This is a genomic window from Streptomyces sp. NPDC004752 (assembly GCF_053601275.1).
Window position 1 is genome coordinate 1 of the sequence record NZ_JBSGBN010000104.1, and the last position, 17374, is coordinate 17374.

Sequence of the window (17374 nt, forward strand, 5' to 3'; positions counted from 1 at the left end):
CGGTTGCTGTGGGGGAGCCGCTGGTGTTGGCCGCCGACGATGTGGGGTTGGAGGTTGCGGATGGGGGGGCGGGGTAGCGGGGGGGGGGTGCCGGTGGGCGCGGCCACCCTGGTGCCGGTCCTGGGGTCCGGCACCTGGGAGGCCGCGGACTCGGCGCGGACCGCTGTCGGCGTGCCCGCGCGCGCCGCCTCCGTCGCCGTGGCCGTCGCCGCCCCCGTCCGGGTCGCCGCTCCCGTCGTACCGATCAGCGCCAGGAGCGCCGCCGCGAGTACCCGCCCCACCTTGACCATGTGTGCCCCCGCCCTTCCCGATGGCCCGCAGGAGGCGAAGGTGACACACGGCCGGGCGGTGCGGGGGCGGCAGCACCGCGATGACACCCGCTCGGCCCAGCGCGCGCGATCGGCCCGGTAGGTCGGGCGGGCGGTTCACGCGGGCGGACAGCGCGAACAGACGGCGCGCACAGTGGGCACGGGCGGTCGACAGGAACAGTCAACGCGAGCGGTCGACACGGGCGGTGAGCGCGAACAGTCAACGCGAGCGGTCAACGCAGGCCGTCAGCGCGGAGCGTCAACGCGGGGCGAGTGCGCCCTCCAGGGTGAGCAGCCAGGTCTTGCGGTCGAGGCCGCCGGCGTAGCCGGTCAGGGAGCCGTCCGCGCCGATCACCCGGTGGCACGGGCGCACGATCAGCAGGGGGTTGGCGCCGATCGCGCCGCCGACCGCCCGCACCGCGGCCCGCGGCGCGCCGATCCGCGCGGCGATCTCGCCGTACGTCGTGGTCGCCCCGTAGGGAACGGAGTCGAGCGCGGCCCACACCCGCTCCCGGAACTCGGTGCCGTGCGTCCGCAACTCCAGCCGGAACTCCTTCAGCTCGCCGGCGAGATAGGCGACGAGTTGCTCCTCGGCCGCCCGGAACGGGCCGGGGTCGCGCCGCCAGCCCTCGCCGACCGTGCGGCCGCCCTTCTGGCCGGGCACGGAGAGCGAGGTGAGCGCGCCGTCCGGGCCCGCGGTGAGCAGAAGCGGGCCGAGGGGTCCGGCCGCGGTGGTCCAGTACGTCGGTTCAAGGGTCATACCGGCTCCGACTTCCTTTCTGGATACGGGTGTTGGGGGGCGTACGGGCCTCCGTCGCCGAGGTCCCGTGCGACCTCCAGGTGCCGTGCGACCTCCAGGTGCCGCACGGCGTAGGAACGCCAGGGCCGTCGGCCGTCCGGCATGTCGAGGCCGGGCGGGGCCACATCGGGATCGCCGAGGGCACGAACCCGGATCGCGGCGGCGACGGCCGGGTCCAGGCCGGGCAGGGCGAGCAGAGCGTCATTGGTGTCGTCCCGGTCCGCGCCCGGATCCAGCCGTACGGTGCCGTCGGCGAGCGCGGCGGCCAGCGCGCCCAGGGGGCCGTGCGGCTCGGCCTCGGCGAGGACGGCGGGTTCCGGGAACAGATGGGTGAGGCTGCCGCAAGGGGCGTCGAGCGCCTTCCCGTAGCGCCGTACCAGCCGCTCGGACTCCGCGGGCCCGGCCAGCGCGCGCACCGCCCACTCCGCGGGGTCGGCGGCTCCCGGTGAGCGCAGTCCGGGCCGGGCGGCGACCAGCGGGGCGAGTCGTACGTCGGCGCTCAGCCGTTCGTCGATCGCGTACGGATCAGCGTCCAAGTCAAACAGCCGGCGCAGTCGCTGCACCGCCGTGGTCAGGTCCCGTGGGTCGGTCAGGTGCAGCCGGGCGTCGAGCCAGCCGCCGGGGTGGGCGGCGGGCCCCGCCTTCGGGTACCGGGTGCGCTCCGCGACGGCGCCGATGCCGGTGCCGTACGGCAGCCGGAGCGTGCGCCGGTAGATGCGGTCGCCCCGGGCGCCGCTCACATCCTCGACGCCGCCCACGGCCTCACGCGCGAGCAGGTCGAAGACGGCGGCGGCCTGGTAGGGCCCGCGGTAGGCGAGCCGCAGCGGAATCCCGGCGCCGGGGGTGGCGCGCGGCGCCCGGCCCCTGCCCTGGGGCGCGGCGGCGCGCAGTTCGCTCGGGGTGGCCGCGTACACGGCCCGGATCGTGTCGTTGAACTGCCGCACGCTGGCGAACCCGGAGGCGAACGCGATCTCGGTGATCGCCAGGTCGGTGGTCTGCAGCAGGACGCGTGCGGTGTGCGCCCGCTGGGCCCGGGCGAGCGCGACGGGTCCGGCGCCCAGCTCGGCGGTGAGCTGCCGCTGGACCTGTCGGGCGCTGTAGCCGAGCCGGGTGGCCAGCCCGGCGACGCCCTCGCGGTCCACGATGCCGTCGCCGATCAGCCGCATGGCGCGGCCCACGACGTCCGCGCGGGCGTTCCAGTCGGCGGAGCCGGGCACAGCGTCCGGGCGACAGCGGCGGCACGCCCGGAAGCCACGGCCCTGCGCGGCGGCGGCGGTCATGAAGAACCGCACGTTCCGCCGCTTCGGGGTCACGGCCGGGCAGCTGGGCCGACAGTAGATCCCGGTCGTCTCGACGGCGAAGAAGAACTCCCCGTCGAACCGGGCGTCCCGGCTGCGCACGGCCTCGTACCTGGTGTCCTCGTCCATCACGTCATCCAGTGTGGGTGACGCGGGCGGGGGCGGCTGGCGGAAATCGGACGCGACGCTGCCGCCCCCGCGGGGTCACCGCAGGTGTCCGCGCTTGGCCGCCATCGCCGCCCTGCCCTCCGCCCCTTTCCGTTTCCAGTCCCGGCGCAGTTCGGCACGGACCCGCGCGTCGGTCTTCGCGACGATCCGCTGGTTCTCCCGGACCAGCTTGCGGTAGCTGTCCAGGCGGCGGGCCGGCAGCCGGCCGGTGTCGACGGCGGCCGTGACCGCGCACCCGGGCTCACGGTCGTGCGCGCAGTCCTGGAAGCGGCACTCCTCGGCCAGTTCCTCGATCTCGGCGAAGACCTGCCCGACCCCGGTCTCGGCGTCGAAGAGCCCGACGCCGCGCAGCCCCGGCGTGTCGATGAGCACGCCTCCGCCGGGCAGGGCAAGCAGATTGCGGGTGGTGGTCGTGTGCCGGCCCTTGCCGTCCACGTCGCGGGCGGCCTGTACGCCCATGACGTCCACGCCGACCAGGGCGTTGGCGAGGGTCGACTTGCCCGCCCCGGACTGCCCGAGCAGCACGGAGGTGCCCGCGCCGGCCAGCGCGCCGAGGGCGTCGAGACCTTCCCGGTGCAGGGCGCTGACGGTCAGCACCGGCACCCCGGGCGAGGCCGTCTCCACGTCCCGCACGAGGTGCCCGAGGGTCACCGGGTCGGGCACGAGGTCGGCCTTGGTGAGCACGACCACGGGCTGCGCACCGGACTCCCAGGCGAGTGCCAGGAATCGTTCGACGCGGCCGAGGTCGAGTTCGACGGCCAGGGACACGGCGACGATCGCCTGGTCCACGTTGGCGGCGAGGATCTGCCCCTCGGACCGCTTGGAGGAGGTGGAGCGCACGAAGGCGGTACGGCGCGGCAGATACGACCGTACGTAGCGCGGGGTGCCGCCGGGATCGACGGCGGCCCAGTCGCCGGTGCACACGACCCGCAGCGGATCGTGGGGGGTGACGAAGGCGGTGTCGGCGCGCAGCACCCCGTGGGCGGTGATCACGTCACACTGACCACGGTCGACACGGACGACCCGGCCGGGCAAGAGACCCTGCTCGGCGTAGGGCGAGAACTCGGCCTCCCAGTCCACATCCCACCCATAAGGGGCGAGCGCACGCGAAGAAGCCTCGAAAGAAGAGAAAGACAAGGGGGAACCCTTCGAAGGGCGGCCCCGGCGGCGCGTCAGGCGCGCGGATGTCGAGCGGCTGTCAGCCGGAGACCGCAGAAGTGTGGATGACGTACTGAGAGCGGGCACTGCCCTGCGCGACGGCAATCATCGAAACGCACCTCCTGCATTCTTCTTCGTACTGACGCGGACGGTCTGTAGGCAAACGGCTCGTACGTGAGCACCGGTTTGCGGTCCAGAGCGTACGGGAGAGGGCGCCGCGGCACCACGCCTTTTCGCGGAACCCGGCCCGGTGGCCGCTCCACGCACAACACCCCGGCCGAACGTCGACCGAACCGCCCGGCCAGTCGACCCGCCTTCGGCAGCAGATGTCCGCTGATGTTGCCGTCAAACGACCATGGGTGGGTGCCTCGGCCTCCGAGCCGAGGGACCCACCCTTTCCTCTACCAAGGCGACTTGTTCGAATCTGGCTACTGCAGGAGCACGTGCATTCGCCGCGCGATATCAGCCGCCTTCAGTCAAACCTGGTCGTCATTCAATAGGTCAGGCATACCGATGCCAGCGTCACTCGACTTGTCCGCTGGTGTGCGTGGAAGTGCCGTGCTGTGCGTGCGTGTTGCCATCGGCGTTGCCGTCAGATGGCTACGCGCGTAAGGGCGGTGGAGTGGGCTTTGGCCGGTGTCCTGCCCGGGTTGGGGTCGGGCATGGTCAGGGGGCCGTACTCTGGCCCGGCGACTCGGGCAGGTCGTGTTCCTGCCCGCAATGTGCACGAGTGGCCCCCTGGCCTTGCCCGACGCGGGCCCCGGCCCGGGGAGGTGGGTAAAGCACACGGAGTCGACCGACCCCACGGCTGGGCTGCGCCGCGCCCAACTCCCTGCCGTCGCCTCGCTGTCGGCCTGGCGCTCGCCGGGTGGGCGCGTGCCCTCTTCGCTCGTATCTGGTCGTCCGCTACGCGCTTCTGCGCGGCCTGGTCGCTGGTCGGCCCGCGGTGGCGGAGCCGAGAGCGGGCCGGGTGGGAGGCCGTGCCGCCCCGCGACCCACGTCAGCGGGTCGCCTTGAAAGACGGAGCGAAAGATTGGACGCATACCGCCTTGGCGCTGTGCCGTCGCCGTCGGCTGGTCGTTCGGCTGGAGTGTGTTCCGACGCGTCGGACTGGCAGGTGTGGTCCGGCGGGCAGCCTGGATGATCGTTGTTCGGCCGGTCCGGGGCCGTGTTACAGGGGTACCGTCCGAGTGTTGCCGCAGAACGGAGTTCGCCGTGTCGCAGAGCATCGAGGAGCACACCGGCGCTCGGATCGCCCGTATCCGGAAGCAGCGTGGGCTGACGCAGCAGGGGCTGGCGATGCGGGCTCACGTGTCGAAGTCGCTGTTGTCGAAGGCCGAGTGCGGACAGAAGCCCGCCTCTCCGGCTCTCGTTGCGGCCTGTGCCCGCGCGCTGGGTGTTTCCACGTCCGAGTTGCTGGGGCAGCCGTATGCCGACGAATTGCGCCGGGACCGGATGGATGCGCTGATCCAGCCGATCCGTGAGGGGCTGGAGAACTGGGACATCGATCTGGACTGGGAGACGGCTCCGCGCCCGGCCGCGTTGATCTGGACGGATGTCCAGCGGGCTCTGGAGCAACGCCGTCAGGCGCAGTACACGGATATGGTGCGCGACCTGCCCGTGCTGATCGACGAGTCGGTGCAGGCGGTGCACACCAGTACCGGGGAAGAGCAGCGGCTGGCCTACGAATGTCTGGCGGAGACATTCCGCTGTGTGTTCACCGTGGCGTGGAAGCTCGGCTTCCTCGATCTGGCGACCGTTGCGCTGGACCGGCTCGCCTGGACCGCACCGCGCGCCGACGAGCCGGGGCTGGCCGCCATGCATGCCTTCCTGCGTGCGCAGACCACGATGTCGTCGGGTCGGTACGACGTGGGACTGCGGGTGGTCGACAAAGGTCTGCGGGACCTCGATGGTCAGGAGTCACGCCGCCCGGCGGGTATTGAGGCGATGCGGGGCATGCTGCACCTGCGCGCCGCGACCATCGCGGGTCGCATGAAGGACCGGGATCACGCCGACGCCCGGCTGGCCGAGGCCCGTGCCCTTGCCCAGGCCACGGGCGAGTTGCCCGACTTCGGCGTCACCTGGGGGCCGGTGAACGTCGGTGTGCATGCCGTGGCCATCGCCTCGGAGGCCGACGAATTCGGGCGCGCGATCGAACTCGCTGAGAACGTACGCATTCCGCGCGGCTGGACCCGCTCCCGGGCCGGGCACCACTGGATGGACCTCGGCCGGGCTCACGCCTGGTCAGGCCACTCGGAGCAGGCGTTGGACTGCCTGCATCAGGCCCGGCGCATCGCGCCGCAGCAGACCCGCTATCACCCGACTGTGCGGGAGACGGTGCTGGCCCTGAAGCGGCAGGAGCGGGGGCGTAACGGCTCGCTGGCGCAGTACGCGGAGTGGGTCGGGATATAGCGGATTCCTGGCAGGAGGAGTTGCACCTTTCGGTGCAACTGCCGTGCATCGCCGGTCGGCAGGCTGACGTCTCGTCAGGACCCCCGCGACCGGGCAAACGCGGGCAAACGGTCCGGGGGCATGGCCAACGCTGACAAGGAGCGTCGACATGCCGCACTGTATCGCCCGCATCTTCGAGCCTCTGCTACGGCTGCTGTGGCCCGCACCGGGCCGCCGTCGCAGACCAGATCACCCGTCCGGCGGCCTTGCTGCAGAGGCATCGACCGCCTGTCCGGCTCGCGTCCCGGCCGCCCGGGTACTGCGCGGCGAGGAGATCGGTCTGGTTCGCCCGCGCCCACATCGGCGTCACCGTCACCGTCCACGCCCACGTCCGACTCCGCCTGCAACGCCAAGCCATCGACACCCTGGGCGAAGCACTCGGCCTGACCGACGACAACCCCAACGACCCACCCGCCGCAGCCGTCGTCCGCTGACGTTGCCGTCAGCGTTGCCGTCAGCCAACCCAGAAGGGTCTGCCGGAAGTATCTCCGGCAGACCCTTCTTCGTTCATTGTTCTTCGATTGCTGATCTCGTCGATGCGCGAATTGGCCCGAGTCTGCGCACCCCAGCAGCGCGCGAATTCCCTCTCTGAACGACAACCCCCTGAGCAGTCACCAAGAAGTCGTCGTTCCAATTGCCACTACCGCAACTCTGCCCGCAGATCAGGAGAGTCCACTACTTCTTCGAGACCATTGAAATCCCGCCCATTGCAAGGGAGAACATTCGAGCCAGAACCTTCCGTACATCCGGGTCTCGATCAAGCCGCTCCAACGATTCGCACCTGACCGGATCGAGATCGATCGTGGCAACTCCCCCAGCATCTCCGTCTTCCACGGTCGGGAACAGGAGAAGGCATCGGTAGGCCCGCACCATTCCCCCCCTCTCTCTTCACGCATCAGCGACTGAAGGACGACGCTTCCTTCCTTGACCTGGCTGCGGAGTGCATCCACGGAGGTCCACCGAGTCGCCCAGCCTCGCTCCTCCGCCTCCAGTTGGATTTCGAGCAGCGTATCGAAACTGATCTGACACACCCGGAGGCCGGAGTCAGTCGCACGAATCACAGAAATCGGAGCATCAGTCCTCACCCAAAACGTCGATACGGATTGGCGTGTCTGGGTCGATATGCCCGTCCTGAATTCTCCTTTGGAGCTCATCCCAGCGATGATGCCCTCCAAGGATGATTCCCCCGCGTGAGACGGCTATCCCGTCCCCTTCCGCAGCTTTATTGATCGAGTTCAGAAGCTCCTGGTCGCTCAGTTCCTCGTGATACCACTGCGATGCAGGATCCCGAGTCGACTGGCCCGGGGTGTGGTCAGTGGGTCGTGCAGGCGGTTCCGTTCAGTGTGAATGCGTACGGCGCGGAGTTCCTGGCGTGCCTCGATGCGAGGAAGCCGAAGCTGAGGCCGGCGTGCGCGGCGACGGACTTGTTGTAGTCCGCGGCGGTGGCGGTGGCCCGGGAGCCGTGCTGGCTGACGCTCGCGTCCCACATCTGGCTCACCTGCTGGCCGTCCCGGAAGGACCAGGAGACGCGCCAGTCGGTGAGGGCCTTTGCGGTGGTGACGGTGACGGTGGCCTGGAAGCCGTCGGGCCACTCGTTGACCTGCTCGTACTCGACCTGGCAGGCGGCGCCCGGCCGGGTCGTGGGGTCCGAGCCGCGGGCGGTGGACACGGAGGTGCCCTGGGGTGCCGGGTCGGGGCCATGGTCGGCGGCCCCGGCCGAGGTGCCGGACGTCGTGTCGGCCGAGGTGCCGGACGTGGTGCCGGGCGCGGAGGGGGCGGCGGAGCGGGTGGTGGGCGTGGACCGCGAGGGGTCGGCGGACGGGAGCGGCTTGCCGGGACCGGCGACCGGCTGCCGGTCGTCGGGTCCTGCGGCCCGGTCCTCGTCGGAGCCGCCGAAGGGCATCATCGACACGCCGAGCGCCAGCAGCGACAGCAGGACGGCCGTGGCGAGCAGGCCGCCGCGCAGCAGACGGCCGCGGCCGGTGACCCCCTTCGGGTCGCCGGTCTCCCGCTCCGCCGGTGCCCCGGGGCGGCCGGCGCCGAGCCGTACCTCGGCGGCGCGGCGGCGGCGTTCCAGATAGGCGAGGCCGCCCCAGCCGATGACCCCGCCGGCCAGCGCCGCGGGCAGCCCGCCGCCGTGCAGCCGCAGGCAGGCGGCGGCCTGTGCGCACTGGACGCAGGTGGCGAGGTGCCGGGAGAGGTCGTCGGGGGTGTCGGTGGCGGGCGAGCGGGTGACCGCGTCGAGCAGCCGGGCGTAGCTGTGGCACCGCGCGTCCATCGGGGTGTCGAGGTGGGCGCGGTGGCAGCGGTCCCGGAACAGGGCCCGTACCTGGCCGAGTTCATGGTTCGCGACGTCCGGGTCGAGGCCGAGCCGGCGGGCGGCGACGGGCAGCGGCAGCGCCTCCACCTCGACCAGCCACAGCAGCGAGGCGTCCGCCTCCTGGAGGTCTCTGAGGCCGCGCAGGGCGACCGGGCGGCGCAGCGGCGGCCCGGTGTAGTGGGCGGCCTTCTCGGAGTTGAGCCAGAGCCGCAGCTCGGGGTCGAGCCGGTGGCCGAGCCCGTCGGCCTCCCAGTCGGCGGCGGCGGTGCGGACGGCGGTCAGGAGCAGCGGGATCATCGGCAGCCGCGGTGCGCGCCGGCCGGCGCGCACCGGCGAGGACCCCATGGCGCGAGCCTCGCCGAGGCCGGCCGCGAACGCCTCCGCGGCGAGTTGGTTGGCCGTCTGGGCGCCGGATGTGCACAGGTCCGCGTAGGAGAGCACGGCGTCCCAGTACTCGGGGAACAGCGCGGCCTCGGTGGCGTCCTGGGGGGTCGGCAGGTCGGGCATGGGTCTCCTGCATCCACGAGCGAGGTCAACTCACCATATTGGCAATGGAGTTGGGGGGAACCTCGCGGCAGGGCCCGAGCCTTTCACGTTTTCGACACAGCCGACAAGCGGACTCTTCACATTCCGGCTGCGGGCAGCACGCGGCGGGTCGGTCCGGCGCGCGACGCCGTGCGGACGCTCCGACGCGCGACGCCTTACGGACGATCCGGCACGCGATGGCTTGCGTACGATCCGGTGCGCGATGCCGTGCGGGCGCTCCGGCACGGCGTGCGCCCCGGTCCGCCGCGAGCCACAACTCCGGCCTTCTGTACGGACCGCGACCGGGATTCGACTCACCGTGGCGCCGTATTCGTTTCCGCCGCATTCGTTTCCGCCGGACCGGGCACCCTCGGACCGACCGGGCTCCCTCGGGACGGGCACCCTCGGAACCGGCACCCTCCGGGCGGGCCCCGGTCCGGCGAGCGGACAGGCGTCAGACCTCGGCCGGCTCCTCGGCGGCGGCGAGGCTGTCCATGAAGGAGCTGACGGAGAAGACGGCGCGGCCGGGTCCGGGCGGGCCGTAGCCGGGCGGGGAGGACAGTCCGAAGTCGTCCATGGTGGCCCGGTATGCCTCAAGCAGCCGGATGTGGTACTCCAGCGGCGCCCCCTGGGGGTTGGCCTTGCCGAGCGGGGTGGTGGGCTCCGGGCACCAGGTGGTGAAGCGGGGCGTGATCCCGTGCGACATGAAGAAGCGCAGGCCCTCGGTGGTGGACGCGATGGCCTCGTCGACGGTGGTGAAGCCGAACGGCTCGGCCATCTCGACGCCCGCCACGAAGTTCGGGATGACGTTGCGCGCGCCGAAGATCTCCGCCGAGTCGAGGATGCGCCGGTGCCACTCGTCGCGGCCGACGTAGCGCTCCTTGCCCGGGCAGTACAGCTCGAACAGCCGGCGGTCCCACACCTCGAAGTTGGGGTGGTAGATCTGCACGCCGTAGTCCTTGAAGCGCCGCACATCGTCCTTGGGCAGCGCCTGCGCGACGACCTTGCCGATCCAGCGGCCCGGGAAGCGCTCCTCGATGGCCTTGGCGTAATGGCCGTAGAAGTCGGCCTCGTCGCGCCCGGCGACCGTCTTGGTGATGGCGCCGCCGGTGAGCGTGTAGGCGGTGGACGCCCTCTGGGTGTCGTACCGGTCGATGATCTCCAGCGCCTCCAGGACCTCCTCGACATCCTTCACGCCGGTGTAGGGCCGCCCGGCCGCCTTGTGCTGGCGCCAGTTGTGGTTGATGTCGCAGTACTGGCACTCCTCCTTCGCGCCGAAGTACTGGCAGACGCGGAAGACGGTGAGGTAGATCAGATAGCCCCACTGGATGGTGGGGGCCACCTCCATCACGGACTTCCCGTTGGACAGGGTGTGCCGGTAGTACTCGGGCATCGGCGGCACCCCGACGTCGGCGATCCGCTTCCCGTCGAGGTAGAGGCCGAGCAGCCCCGCGTCGTCGGCGGCGACCCGGTACGGCGAGGACGGGTTCACCCGCACGGAGACCACGGTCCGGCGCAGCTCGTACGGGCCGCCGGTGAGGATGATCTCCTCCGGCGGGCGGCGCAGCGCGGCCTCGCCCAGCTCCGGCAGGGTGCCGTGGTCGAAGGAGAAGATGAAGTACGACTTCGGTTTGACCTCGCCGTCCTCGTTGTCGGACAGGGCGGACGCGTCGAAGGCGACACCGCCCCGGAGCAGGTCCTCCTTGAAGACGGCTTCCCGCGGTACGTGCGGGAATCGCTCCATCAGATCCTCGACCAGCGCGGTGCGGCTGCCCATCCCGTCTCTCCTCCCGGCTCAGGCGTACGACTCCTCACGGTATGCCCTCACCCGCACGCCACACCTGCCGGGTCCCCCGTGCGCCGCACCCGGCAGGGCACGACCGGACGCCTCGCACCCGCGCGCCGTACGGCAGAGCGCCTGCCGCACCGCCCCCGCGAGAGCACCGGCCCTGCCCTCCTGTGACACCGCTCACACCGCGACCGCTCCTCCCCCGGGCGTGACGGGCAGACCGCCCCGGCGCGTCCGTGCGACGCGACGCGGGGCAGGGCAGGGCAGGGCAGGGCAGGGAGACGGTGCCGCAGGTCGGGGCCAGGAGACGGTGCCGTGGGGCGGGGCGGATGAGATGGTCGGGGCAGGAGCACTCACCGGGAGACGGGAGAGGTGACAAGGGATGACGCAGCGGGTCACCAACTGGGCGCGCACCATCACCTACACGGCCAAGGAGTACCACCGGCCGCGGTCGCTGGACGCGCTGCGGTCCCTGGTGGCCGCGAGCGCGCGGGTCCGGGTGCTGGGCAGCGGTCACTCGTTCAACGGGATCGCCGACCCCGGCCCCGACGGCGTCCTGCTGTCGATCGCCGACCTGCCGCGCCTGCTCGACGTGGACACCGCGGCCCGCACGGTACGGGTCTCGGGCGGCGTCCGCTACGCCGAACTGGCCCGCACGGTGCACGCGCACGGTCTGGCCCTGCCCAACATGGCCTCCCTGCCGCATATCTCGGTGGCCGGTTCGGTGGCCACCGGCACCCATGGCTCCGGGGTCGGCAACGGCTCGCTGGCCGCGCCGGTGCGGGAGGTGGAGCTGATGACGGCGGACGGCTCGACGGTGCCCCTCGCCCGCGGCGACGCCCGCTTCGACGGCGCGGTCACCGCCCTCGGCGCGCTCGGCGTGGTCACCGCGCTCACCCTCGACCTGGAACCGGCCTACCGGGTCGAGCAGCATGTGTTCACCGAACTTCCGCTGACCGGGCTGGACTTCGAGACGGTCGCGGCCTCGGCGTACAGCGTGAGCCTGTTCACCGACTGGCGGGAGCCGGGCTTTCGGCAGGTGTGGCTCAAGCGGCGCACCGACCAGGCACCGCCCCGCTTCCCCTGGGCGGCGCCCGCGACCGAGGACCTGCACCCGGTGCCGGGCATGCCCGCGGTCAACTGCACCCGGCAGCTCGGCGTGCCCGGGCCCTGGCACGAGCGACTGCCGCACTTCAAGGCGGAGTTCACGCCGAGCAGCGGCGACGAGTTGCAGTCGGAGTACCTGCTGCCGCGTACGGCCGCGCGCGACGCGCTGCACGCGGTGGACGCGATCCGGGGGACGGTCGCCTCCGTCCTGCGGACCTGCGAGGTGCGGACCGTCGCCGCCGATCTCCAGTGGCTCAGCCCCGCCCACGGTCGGGACTCGGTCGCGCTGCACTTCACCTGGGTCGACGACCCGACGGCGGTGCTGCCGGTGGTACGCCGGCTGGAACGGGCGCTGGACCCCTTCGAGCCGCGCCCGCACTGGGGCAAGGTGTTCACCGTGCCGACGGCCGTACTGCGTGGCCGGTACCCGCGCCTGGACGACTTCCGCGCGCTCGCCAAGTCCCTTGATCCGAACGGCAAGTTCGCCAACGCCTTCGTCCGCGAGCAGCTGGGCGTCTGACTTTGTACAGCCCCTTTCCTAAGACCTTGTCGAACCTCCCTCCCGGACCGTAGCCTTGCGCCGCGCCGGTGCCGTCGTCGCCCCGCCCGGCCCAGTCGTCCCGGTCCGGTCGTCCGGCCCAGTCGTCCCGGTCCGGTCGTCCCGGTCCGGTCGTCCCGGTCCGGTCGTCCCGGTCCGGTCGTCCAGCCGTCCGGTCGTCCGTGCCGAGCGGACAAGGAGCCGAGAGGCCGAGGAGCCGAGGAGCCGAGAGGCCGAGGAGCAGAGGCGATGGGAGGGGCAGCCGCATGAAGCGCACATCACGCGACATCCGCACCGCGAACCGCTACGAGGTGCTGCGCCAGATCATCGCCGAGTCGCCCACGTCCCGGCAGGAGCTGGCCGCCGCCACCGGCCTGAGCCTGGCCACGGTCGCCACGCTCGTCGGCGAGCTGCTCGACCTCCGTATGATCACCGAGGTCGGCTTCGAGGACTCGGCGGGCGGCCGACCGAGGGGGCTCGTCGCGGTCAACGCCTCGGGGGGCGTCCTGATCGGCGTCGACATCGCGGAGACATACGTCCATGTCGAGCTGTTCGACCTCGCGCTCGACGTGCTGGCCCGCGCCGACGAGGACATGCGCCCGAGCGAGAACCGCCCGGCGCAGGTGGTCGCGCGGGTCGCCGCCGCGGTCGGCTCGGTGGTCGCGCAGGCCGGGGGCGAGGCGGCCCGGGTCCTCGGCGTGGGCGTGAGCGTCCCGGGCCAGGTGGACCGGGACAACGGCATCGCCGAGTACGCGCCCAACTGGGGCTGGCGCGACGTACCGCTGGGCGATCTGCTCGCCGAGCAGCTCACCTACCCGCTGTACCTGGACAACCCGTTGCGCGCCTGTGTGGTGGCCGAGCTGTGGTTCGGGGCCGCGCGCGGCCGGGGGGACACCGTGGTGGTCAACCTCGGCACCGGGGTCGGCGCCGGTCTCGCGCTGGGCGGCCAGCTCTACCGCGGGGTCAGCAACAGCGCCGGCGAGTGGGGGCACACCACGCTCGTGCTGGACGGACGGCCGTGCCACTGCGGCAACCACGGCTGTGTGGAGACATATGTCGGCGCGCCCGGCATCATGCGGAACCTGCGGGAACTCAATCCACGGTCCGCGCTGCTGTACCCCGAGGACCAGACGGCCACCATCGACGCGCTGGCCCGCGCCCTGGCCGCCGACGACCCGGTGGCGGCCAGGGTGGTCCGGGACACCGCCCGCTATCTGGGCGCGGGCATCGCCGACCTGATCAACCTGCTCAACCCGGAAGTGGTCGTGCTCAGCAGCTGGGTCGCCGCCCGGCTCGGCGCGCGACTGCTCGGCGAGGTGCGCGAGGCCGTGGGCCGGCACGCGCTGCGCCGTCCGCTGGCCGCGACCGAGATCGTCCTCTCCCCGATCCCCACCGACCCGGTCTCGCTGGGCGCGGCGACGTTCGCCCTGGAGGGCGCCCTCCAGTCGGCCGGCCGGAAAAACCGGAACGCGAGACACCCGCGCGCCAGGCCCGCCAGACGCTAGGGCGTGTGTGAGCGGCCACCCGGGCGTTCGCCGTGCCGGACCCGGCACAGCTCTTCGAGCGGACTTCGTCCAACCCCTTGCCGAAGTATTGGGTGAAGGATAACTTCCCCGCAAGGCACCGCCGTTGAGTCATCCGGCGTGGGTGTGGAGCCGCGACCGCACTCAGGACAGGGGACGTCAGCATGTCGGCACCGAACAGCAGGAACCGTGACCCTCGCCCTGCTGATCCGCGTCCTGCTGATCCGCGTCCTGCTGATCCGCGTCCGCGTCGTCACCTGACGCAGGGCCTGTTCAGGGGACGCGGAAGGGGTGACGAGGCCAAGTGACCCGAGGATCCTCACGGCAACCGCCATGTCCGTCCTACCTCCGCAGCGCGTGTTCCGCTTCCGCCAGCGGTGGCTGGTGCAGGGGGTCGCGCAGACCGGCATCAAGGGCTGAGCAAGGAGACCGATGTCTTTCCGTACCTCTGATTACGTCGAGGACGTCTCGCCCGGCTCGGGGGCCCTGCCGCCCCGGGCCTGGTACGCCTCCTCCGACGCCGCTTCCCTGTCCCTGAACGGCAGGTGGCGCTTCAGGCTGTCGCCGACGGCCGACGCCGAGGACGCCGCGTTCGCCGAGCCCGGGTACGACTCCGGCGGCTGGGCGGAGGTCTCGGTGCCCGGCCACTGGGTCCTCCAGGGCCATGGCTCCCCGATCTACACCAACCACCTCTACCCGTTCCCGGTGGACCCGCCGCGCGTGCCCACCGAGAACCCCACCGGCGACCATCTGCGCGTCTTCGACCTGCCCGCCGGCTGGCCGGACCTCGCCGACGGCGGTTGTGTGCTGCGGTTCGACGGCGTGGAGTCCTGCGCCCGCGTCTGGCTGAACGGCACGGACATCGGCGAGTTCAAGGGCTCCCGGCTGCCGCACGAGTTCGCCGTCGGGCAGCTGCTGCGGCCCCGCGGCAATGTGCTGGCCGTCCGCGTCCACCAGTGGTCGGCCGGCTCGTATCTGGAGGACCAGGACCAGTGGTGGCTGCCGGGCATCTTCCGTGATGTCACCCTGCTGCACCGGCCGGCGGGCGCCGCCCTCGACTTCTTCGTGCACGCCTCCTACGACCACCGCACCGGCGCGGGCACGCTGCGCGTCGACTCGGACGTGACCGGCCGGGTCACCGTGCCGGACCTCGGGATCGACGTCGCGACCGGCGAGCCGGTGACGGTACCGGTCGCGCCATGGACCGCGGAGACCCCGACGCTGTACGACGGCGTGCTGGCCACCGAGGGCGAGCGGGTGCCGCTGCGCATCGGCTTCCGCACGGTGGAAATGGCCGACGGACTGATCAAGGTCAACGGCAGGCCGGTCCTGTTCAAGGGCGTCAACCGGCACGAGTGGCACCCGCGCCGGGGCCGCGCCCTGGACCCGGAGACCATGCGCGAGGACGTGCTGCTGATGAAGCGGCACAACATCAACGCCGTACGCACCTCCCACTACCCGCCGCACCCCGCCTTTCTGTCGCTCTGCGACGAGCTGGGCCTGTGGGTGATCGACGAGTGCGACCTGGAGACGCACGGCTTCACCGAGCAGGGCTGGCGGGACAACCCCGTCGACGACGACCGCTGGACCCCGGCCCTGCTGGACCGCGCCGCCCGGATGGTCGAGCGCGACAAGAACCACCCGTCGGTGGTGATCTGGTCCCTCGGCAACGAGGCCGGCACCGGCCGCGGCCTGACCGCGATGGCCGAGTGGATCCGCGGCCGGGACTCCTCCCGGCTCCTGCACTACGAGGGCGACCTCACCTGCCGTGACACGGACATGTACTCCCGGATGTACGCCGGGCACGCCGAGGTCGAGCGGATCGGCCGCGGCCTGGACGGCGGCACCCGGCGGCGCCGCGAACTCCCCTTCATCCAGTGCGAGTACGGTCACGCCATGGGCAACGGCCCCGGTGGTCTCGCCGACTACCAGCGACTCTTCGAATCGTACGAGCGGCTCCAGGGCGGTTTCGTCTGGGAGTGGATCGACCACGGCATCGAGGACGAACGGTACGGCTTCGCGTACGGCGGCGACTTCGGCGAGGAGTTGCACGACGGGAACTTCGTCTGCGACGGGCTGCTGTTCCCGGACCGCCGGCCCTCACCCGGTCTGGCCGAGTACAAGAAGGTGATCGAGCCCGTCGGGATCGAGGGCGACGGCGCGGGCGGCACCGTGCGCATCCGCAACAAGCAGGACTTCGCCGATCTGTCCGCGTTCGCGTTCGACTGGGCGTACCAGGTGGACGGCGAGACGGTCGAGTCGGGCGCCCTGCCGGTGCCGGCCCTGTCTCCCGGCGCGTCGGCCGAGGCGAAGCTGCCGCAGCCGCCCCCGGCCGGCCCCGGCGAGACGCAGGGGACGGTACGGGCAGTGCTGGCCGCCGACACCCCGTGGGGGCCGCGCGGCCATGTGGTCGCCTGGGGCCGGTTCCCGGTCACCGCGCGCCGGGTGCCGTCCGTCGCGGCGACCGCCCGACCGGTCGCCGACGAGCGGCGGATCACGCTCGGCCCGGCCGCCTTCGACGCCCGCACCGGCACGCTCACATCGATCGGCGCGGTGCCGGTCACCGGTCTGCGGCTGGACGTGTGGCGGGCGACGACCGACAACGACAACGGCGCGGCCTGGCAGACCGACACCCGCTACGGGCCGCAGTGGCGCCGGCTCGGCCTGCACCGGGTGCGGCACCGCCTCGACGCGGTGGAACCCGAGGGCGACGCGCTGACGGTACGCACCCGGGTGGCGCCCGCCGCCCGGGAGGTGGGCCTGGCGACGGTGTACCGCTGGACGTCGGACCGCGACCGGCTGAGGCTGACGGTGTCGGTGTCGCCGGAGGGCGACTGGACGGTGCCGCTGCCCCGGCTCGGCATCCGCTTCGGGCTGTCCGCGGCCGACCGGGCGCGCTGGTTCGGCGGCGGTCCCGGCGAGGCGTACCCGGACACCGGGTCGGCGGCGCTGCCGGGCCGTTGGGAGTCCACGGTCGACGAGCTGCAGACGCCGTACGTGCGCCCGCAGGAGAACGGCGCCCGGGCCGACGTCCGCTGGGCGGAGATCGGCGGGCTGCGTATCGAGGGCGACCCCGGGTTCTGGTTCACCGCCCGCCGCTGGACCACCGAGCAGTTGGACGCCGCGACCCACCTCAGCGACCTGACGCCCGGCGACACGGTGTGGGTCAACCTCGACCATGGGCAGCACGGCATCGGCTCGCAGTCCTGCGGTCCCGGCCCGCTCCCGCAGTACCATCTGCGGGCCGAACCGGCCGAGTTCTCGTTCGTCTTCTCGAACCTCGGCTGACCGCTCCCGACCCATGCGCCCCCGGCCGACCGCGGGCGCGCCCGTCTCGGGAACCGCGCTGCGTCAGCGACCGGGGAGGCGGTGGCACAGCTCCTTGTCGCG

The 17374-nt window shown here is 72.1% G+C and carries 9 protein-coding genes and 3 pseudogenes; 6 read left to right on the plus strand and 6 right to left on the minus strand.

The window, feature by feature from the left end; all coding sequences use genetic code 11:
- The 4 genes and pseudogenes from ACWEKM_RS33265 to rsgA all read right to left on the minus strand — a co-directional run.
- Positions 1–290 (minus strand): annotated as a pseudogene (locus ACWEKM_RS33265) (hypothetical protein); the annotation flags it as partial.
- A gap of 277 nt (positions 291–567) precedes the next feature.
- Positions 568–1068, minus strand: coding sequence for a methylated-DNA--[protein]-cysteine S-methyltransferase (locus ACWEKM_RS33270; RefSeq protein WP_451624983.1), 501 nt, complete (start codon positions 1066–1068; stop codon positions 568–570).
- The gene (locus tag ACWEKM_RS33275) at positions 1065–2534 is read right to left on the minus strand and encodes an AlkA N-terminal domain-containing protein (protein WP_451625006.1); all 1470 of its coding nucleotides are present in this window, start codon (positions 2532–2534) and stop codon (positions 1065–1067) included. The genes ACWEKM_RS33270 and ACWEKM_RS33275 overlap by 4 nt, the downstream gene beginning before the upstream one ends.
- A 75-nt stretch (positions 2535–2609) precedes the next feature.
- Entirely contained in the window at positions 2610–3710 is a 1101-nt protein-coding gene (gene rsgA / locus ACWEKM_RS33280; RefSeq protein ID WP_451624984.1) for a ribosome small subunit-dependent GTPase A, read from the minus strand.
- A gap of 1236 nt (positions 3711–4946) precedes the next feature.
- On the opposite strand from rsgA, the gene ACWEKM_RS33285 reads away from it, so the two are divergent.
- On the plus strand, positions 4947–6143 hold the full coding sequence (locus ACWEKM_RS33285) for a helix-turn-helix domain-containing protein (protein WP_451624985.1): 1197 nt from the start codon (positions 4947–4949) through the stop codon (positions 6141–6143).
- 332 nt (positions 6144–6475) lie between these two features.
- Positions 6476–6616 (plus strand): annotated as a pseudogene (locus tag ACWEKM_RS33290) (site-specific integrase); the annotation flags it as partial.
- Positions 6617–7494: 878 nt separating this feature from the next.
- Here ACWEKM_RS33290 and ACWEKM_RS33295 read toward each other — a convergent pair.
- Both ACWEKM_RS33295 and ACWEKM_RS33300 read right to left on the minus strand, forming a co-directional pair.
- Positions 7495–9009 (minus strand): cellulose binding domain-containing protein, encoded by a 1515-nt coding sequence (locus ACWEKM_RS33295; protein WP_451624986.1) that lies wholly within the window; start codon positions 9007–9009, stop codon positions 7495–7497.
- A 472-nt stretch (positions 9010–9481) separates the two neighbouring features.
- Positions 9482–10804 (minus strand): radical SAM protein, encoded by a 1323-nt coding sequence (locus ACWEKM_RS33300; protein ID WP_451624987.1) that lies wholly within the window; start codon positions 10802–10804, stop codon positions 9482–9484.
- A gap of 394 nt (positions 10805–11198) precedes the next feature.
- Between ACWEKM_RS33300 and ACWEKM_RS33305 the strand changes: the two genes are divergently transcribed.
- From ACWEKM_RS33305 to ACWEKM_RS33320, 4 genes and pseudogenes are all read left to right on the plus strand, one after another.
- A complete protein-coding gene (locus ACWEKM_RS33305; protein ID WP_451624988.1) occupies positions 11199–12443 on the plus strand; it encodes an FAD-binding protein in 1245 nt (414 codons plus the stop codon).
- A 284-nt stretch (positions 12444–12727) separates the two neighbouring features.
- Positions 12728–13966, plus strand: coding sequence for an ROK family transcriptional regulator (locus ACWEKM_RS33310; RefSeq protein ID WP_451624989.1), 1239 nt, complete (start codon positions 12728–12730; stop codon positions 13964–13966).
- A 333-nt stretch (positions 13967–14299) separates the two neighbouring features.
- Positions 14300–14404, plus strand: a pseudogene (locus tag ACWEKM_RS33315) (carbohydrate ABC transporter permease); the annotation flags it as partial.
- A gap of 12 nt (positions 14405–14416) precedes the next feature.
- Entirely contained in the window at positions 14417–17272 is a 2856-nt protein-coding gene (locus ACWEKM_RS33320; protein ID WP_451624990.1) for a glycoside hydrolase family 2 TIM barrel-domain containing protein, read from the plus strand.
- Positions 17273–17374: the final 102 nt, after the last annotated feature.

What these genes read in the sequence shown, in the direction of transcription:
- ACWEKM_RS33270 (WP_451624983.1), bottom strand. Translation starts at nt 1,068, where the DNA reads ATGACCCTTGAACCGACGTACTGGACCACCGCGGCCGGACCCCTCGGC.
- ACWEKM_RS33275 (WP_451625006.1), bottom strand. Translation starts at nt 2,534, where the DNA reads ATGGACGAGGACACCAGGTACGAGGCCGTGCGCAGCCGGGACGCCCGG.
- ACWEKM_RS33295 (WP_451624986.1), bottom strand. Translation starts at nt 9,009, where the DNA reads ATGCCCGACCTGCCGACCCCCCAGGACGCCACCGAGGCCGCGCTGTTC.
- ACWEKM_RS33300 (WP_451624987.1), bottom strand. Translation starts at nt 10,804, where the DNA reads ATGGGCAGCCGCACCGCGCTGGTCGAGGATCTGATGGAGCGATTCCCG.
- ACWEKM_RS33305 (WP_451624988.1), top strand. Translation starts at nt 11,199, where the DNA reads ATGACGCAGCGGGTCACCAACTGGGCGCGCACCATCACCTACACGGCC.
- ACWEKM_RS33310 (WP_451624989.1), top strand. Translation starts at nt 12,728, where the DNA reads ATGAAGCGCACATCACGCGACATCCGCACCGCGAACCGCTACGAGGTG.
- ACWEKM_RS33320 (WP_451624990.1), top strand. Translation starts at nt 14,417, where the DNA reads ATGTCTTTCCGTACCTCTGATTACGTCGAGGACGTCTCGCCCGGCTCG.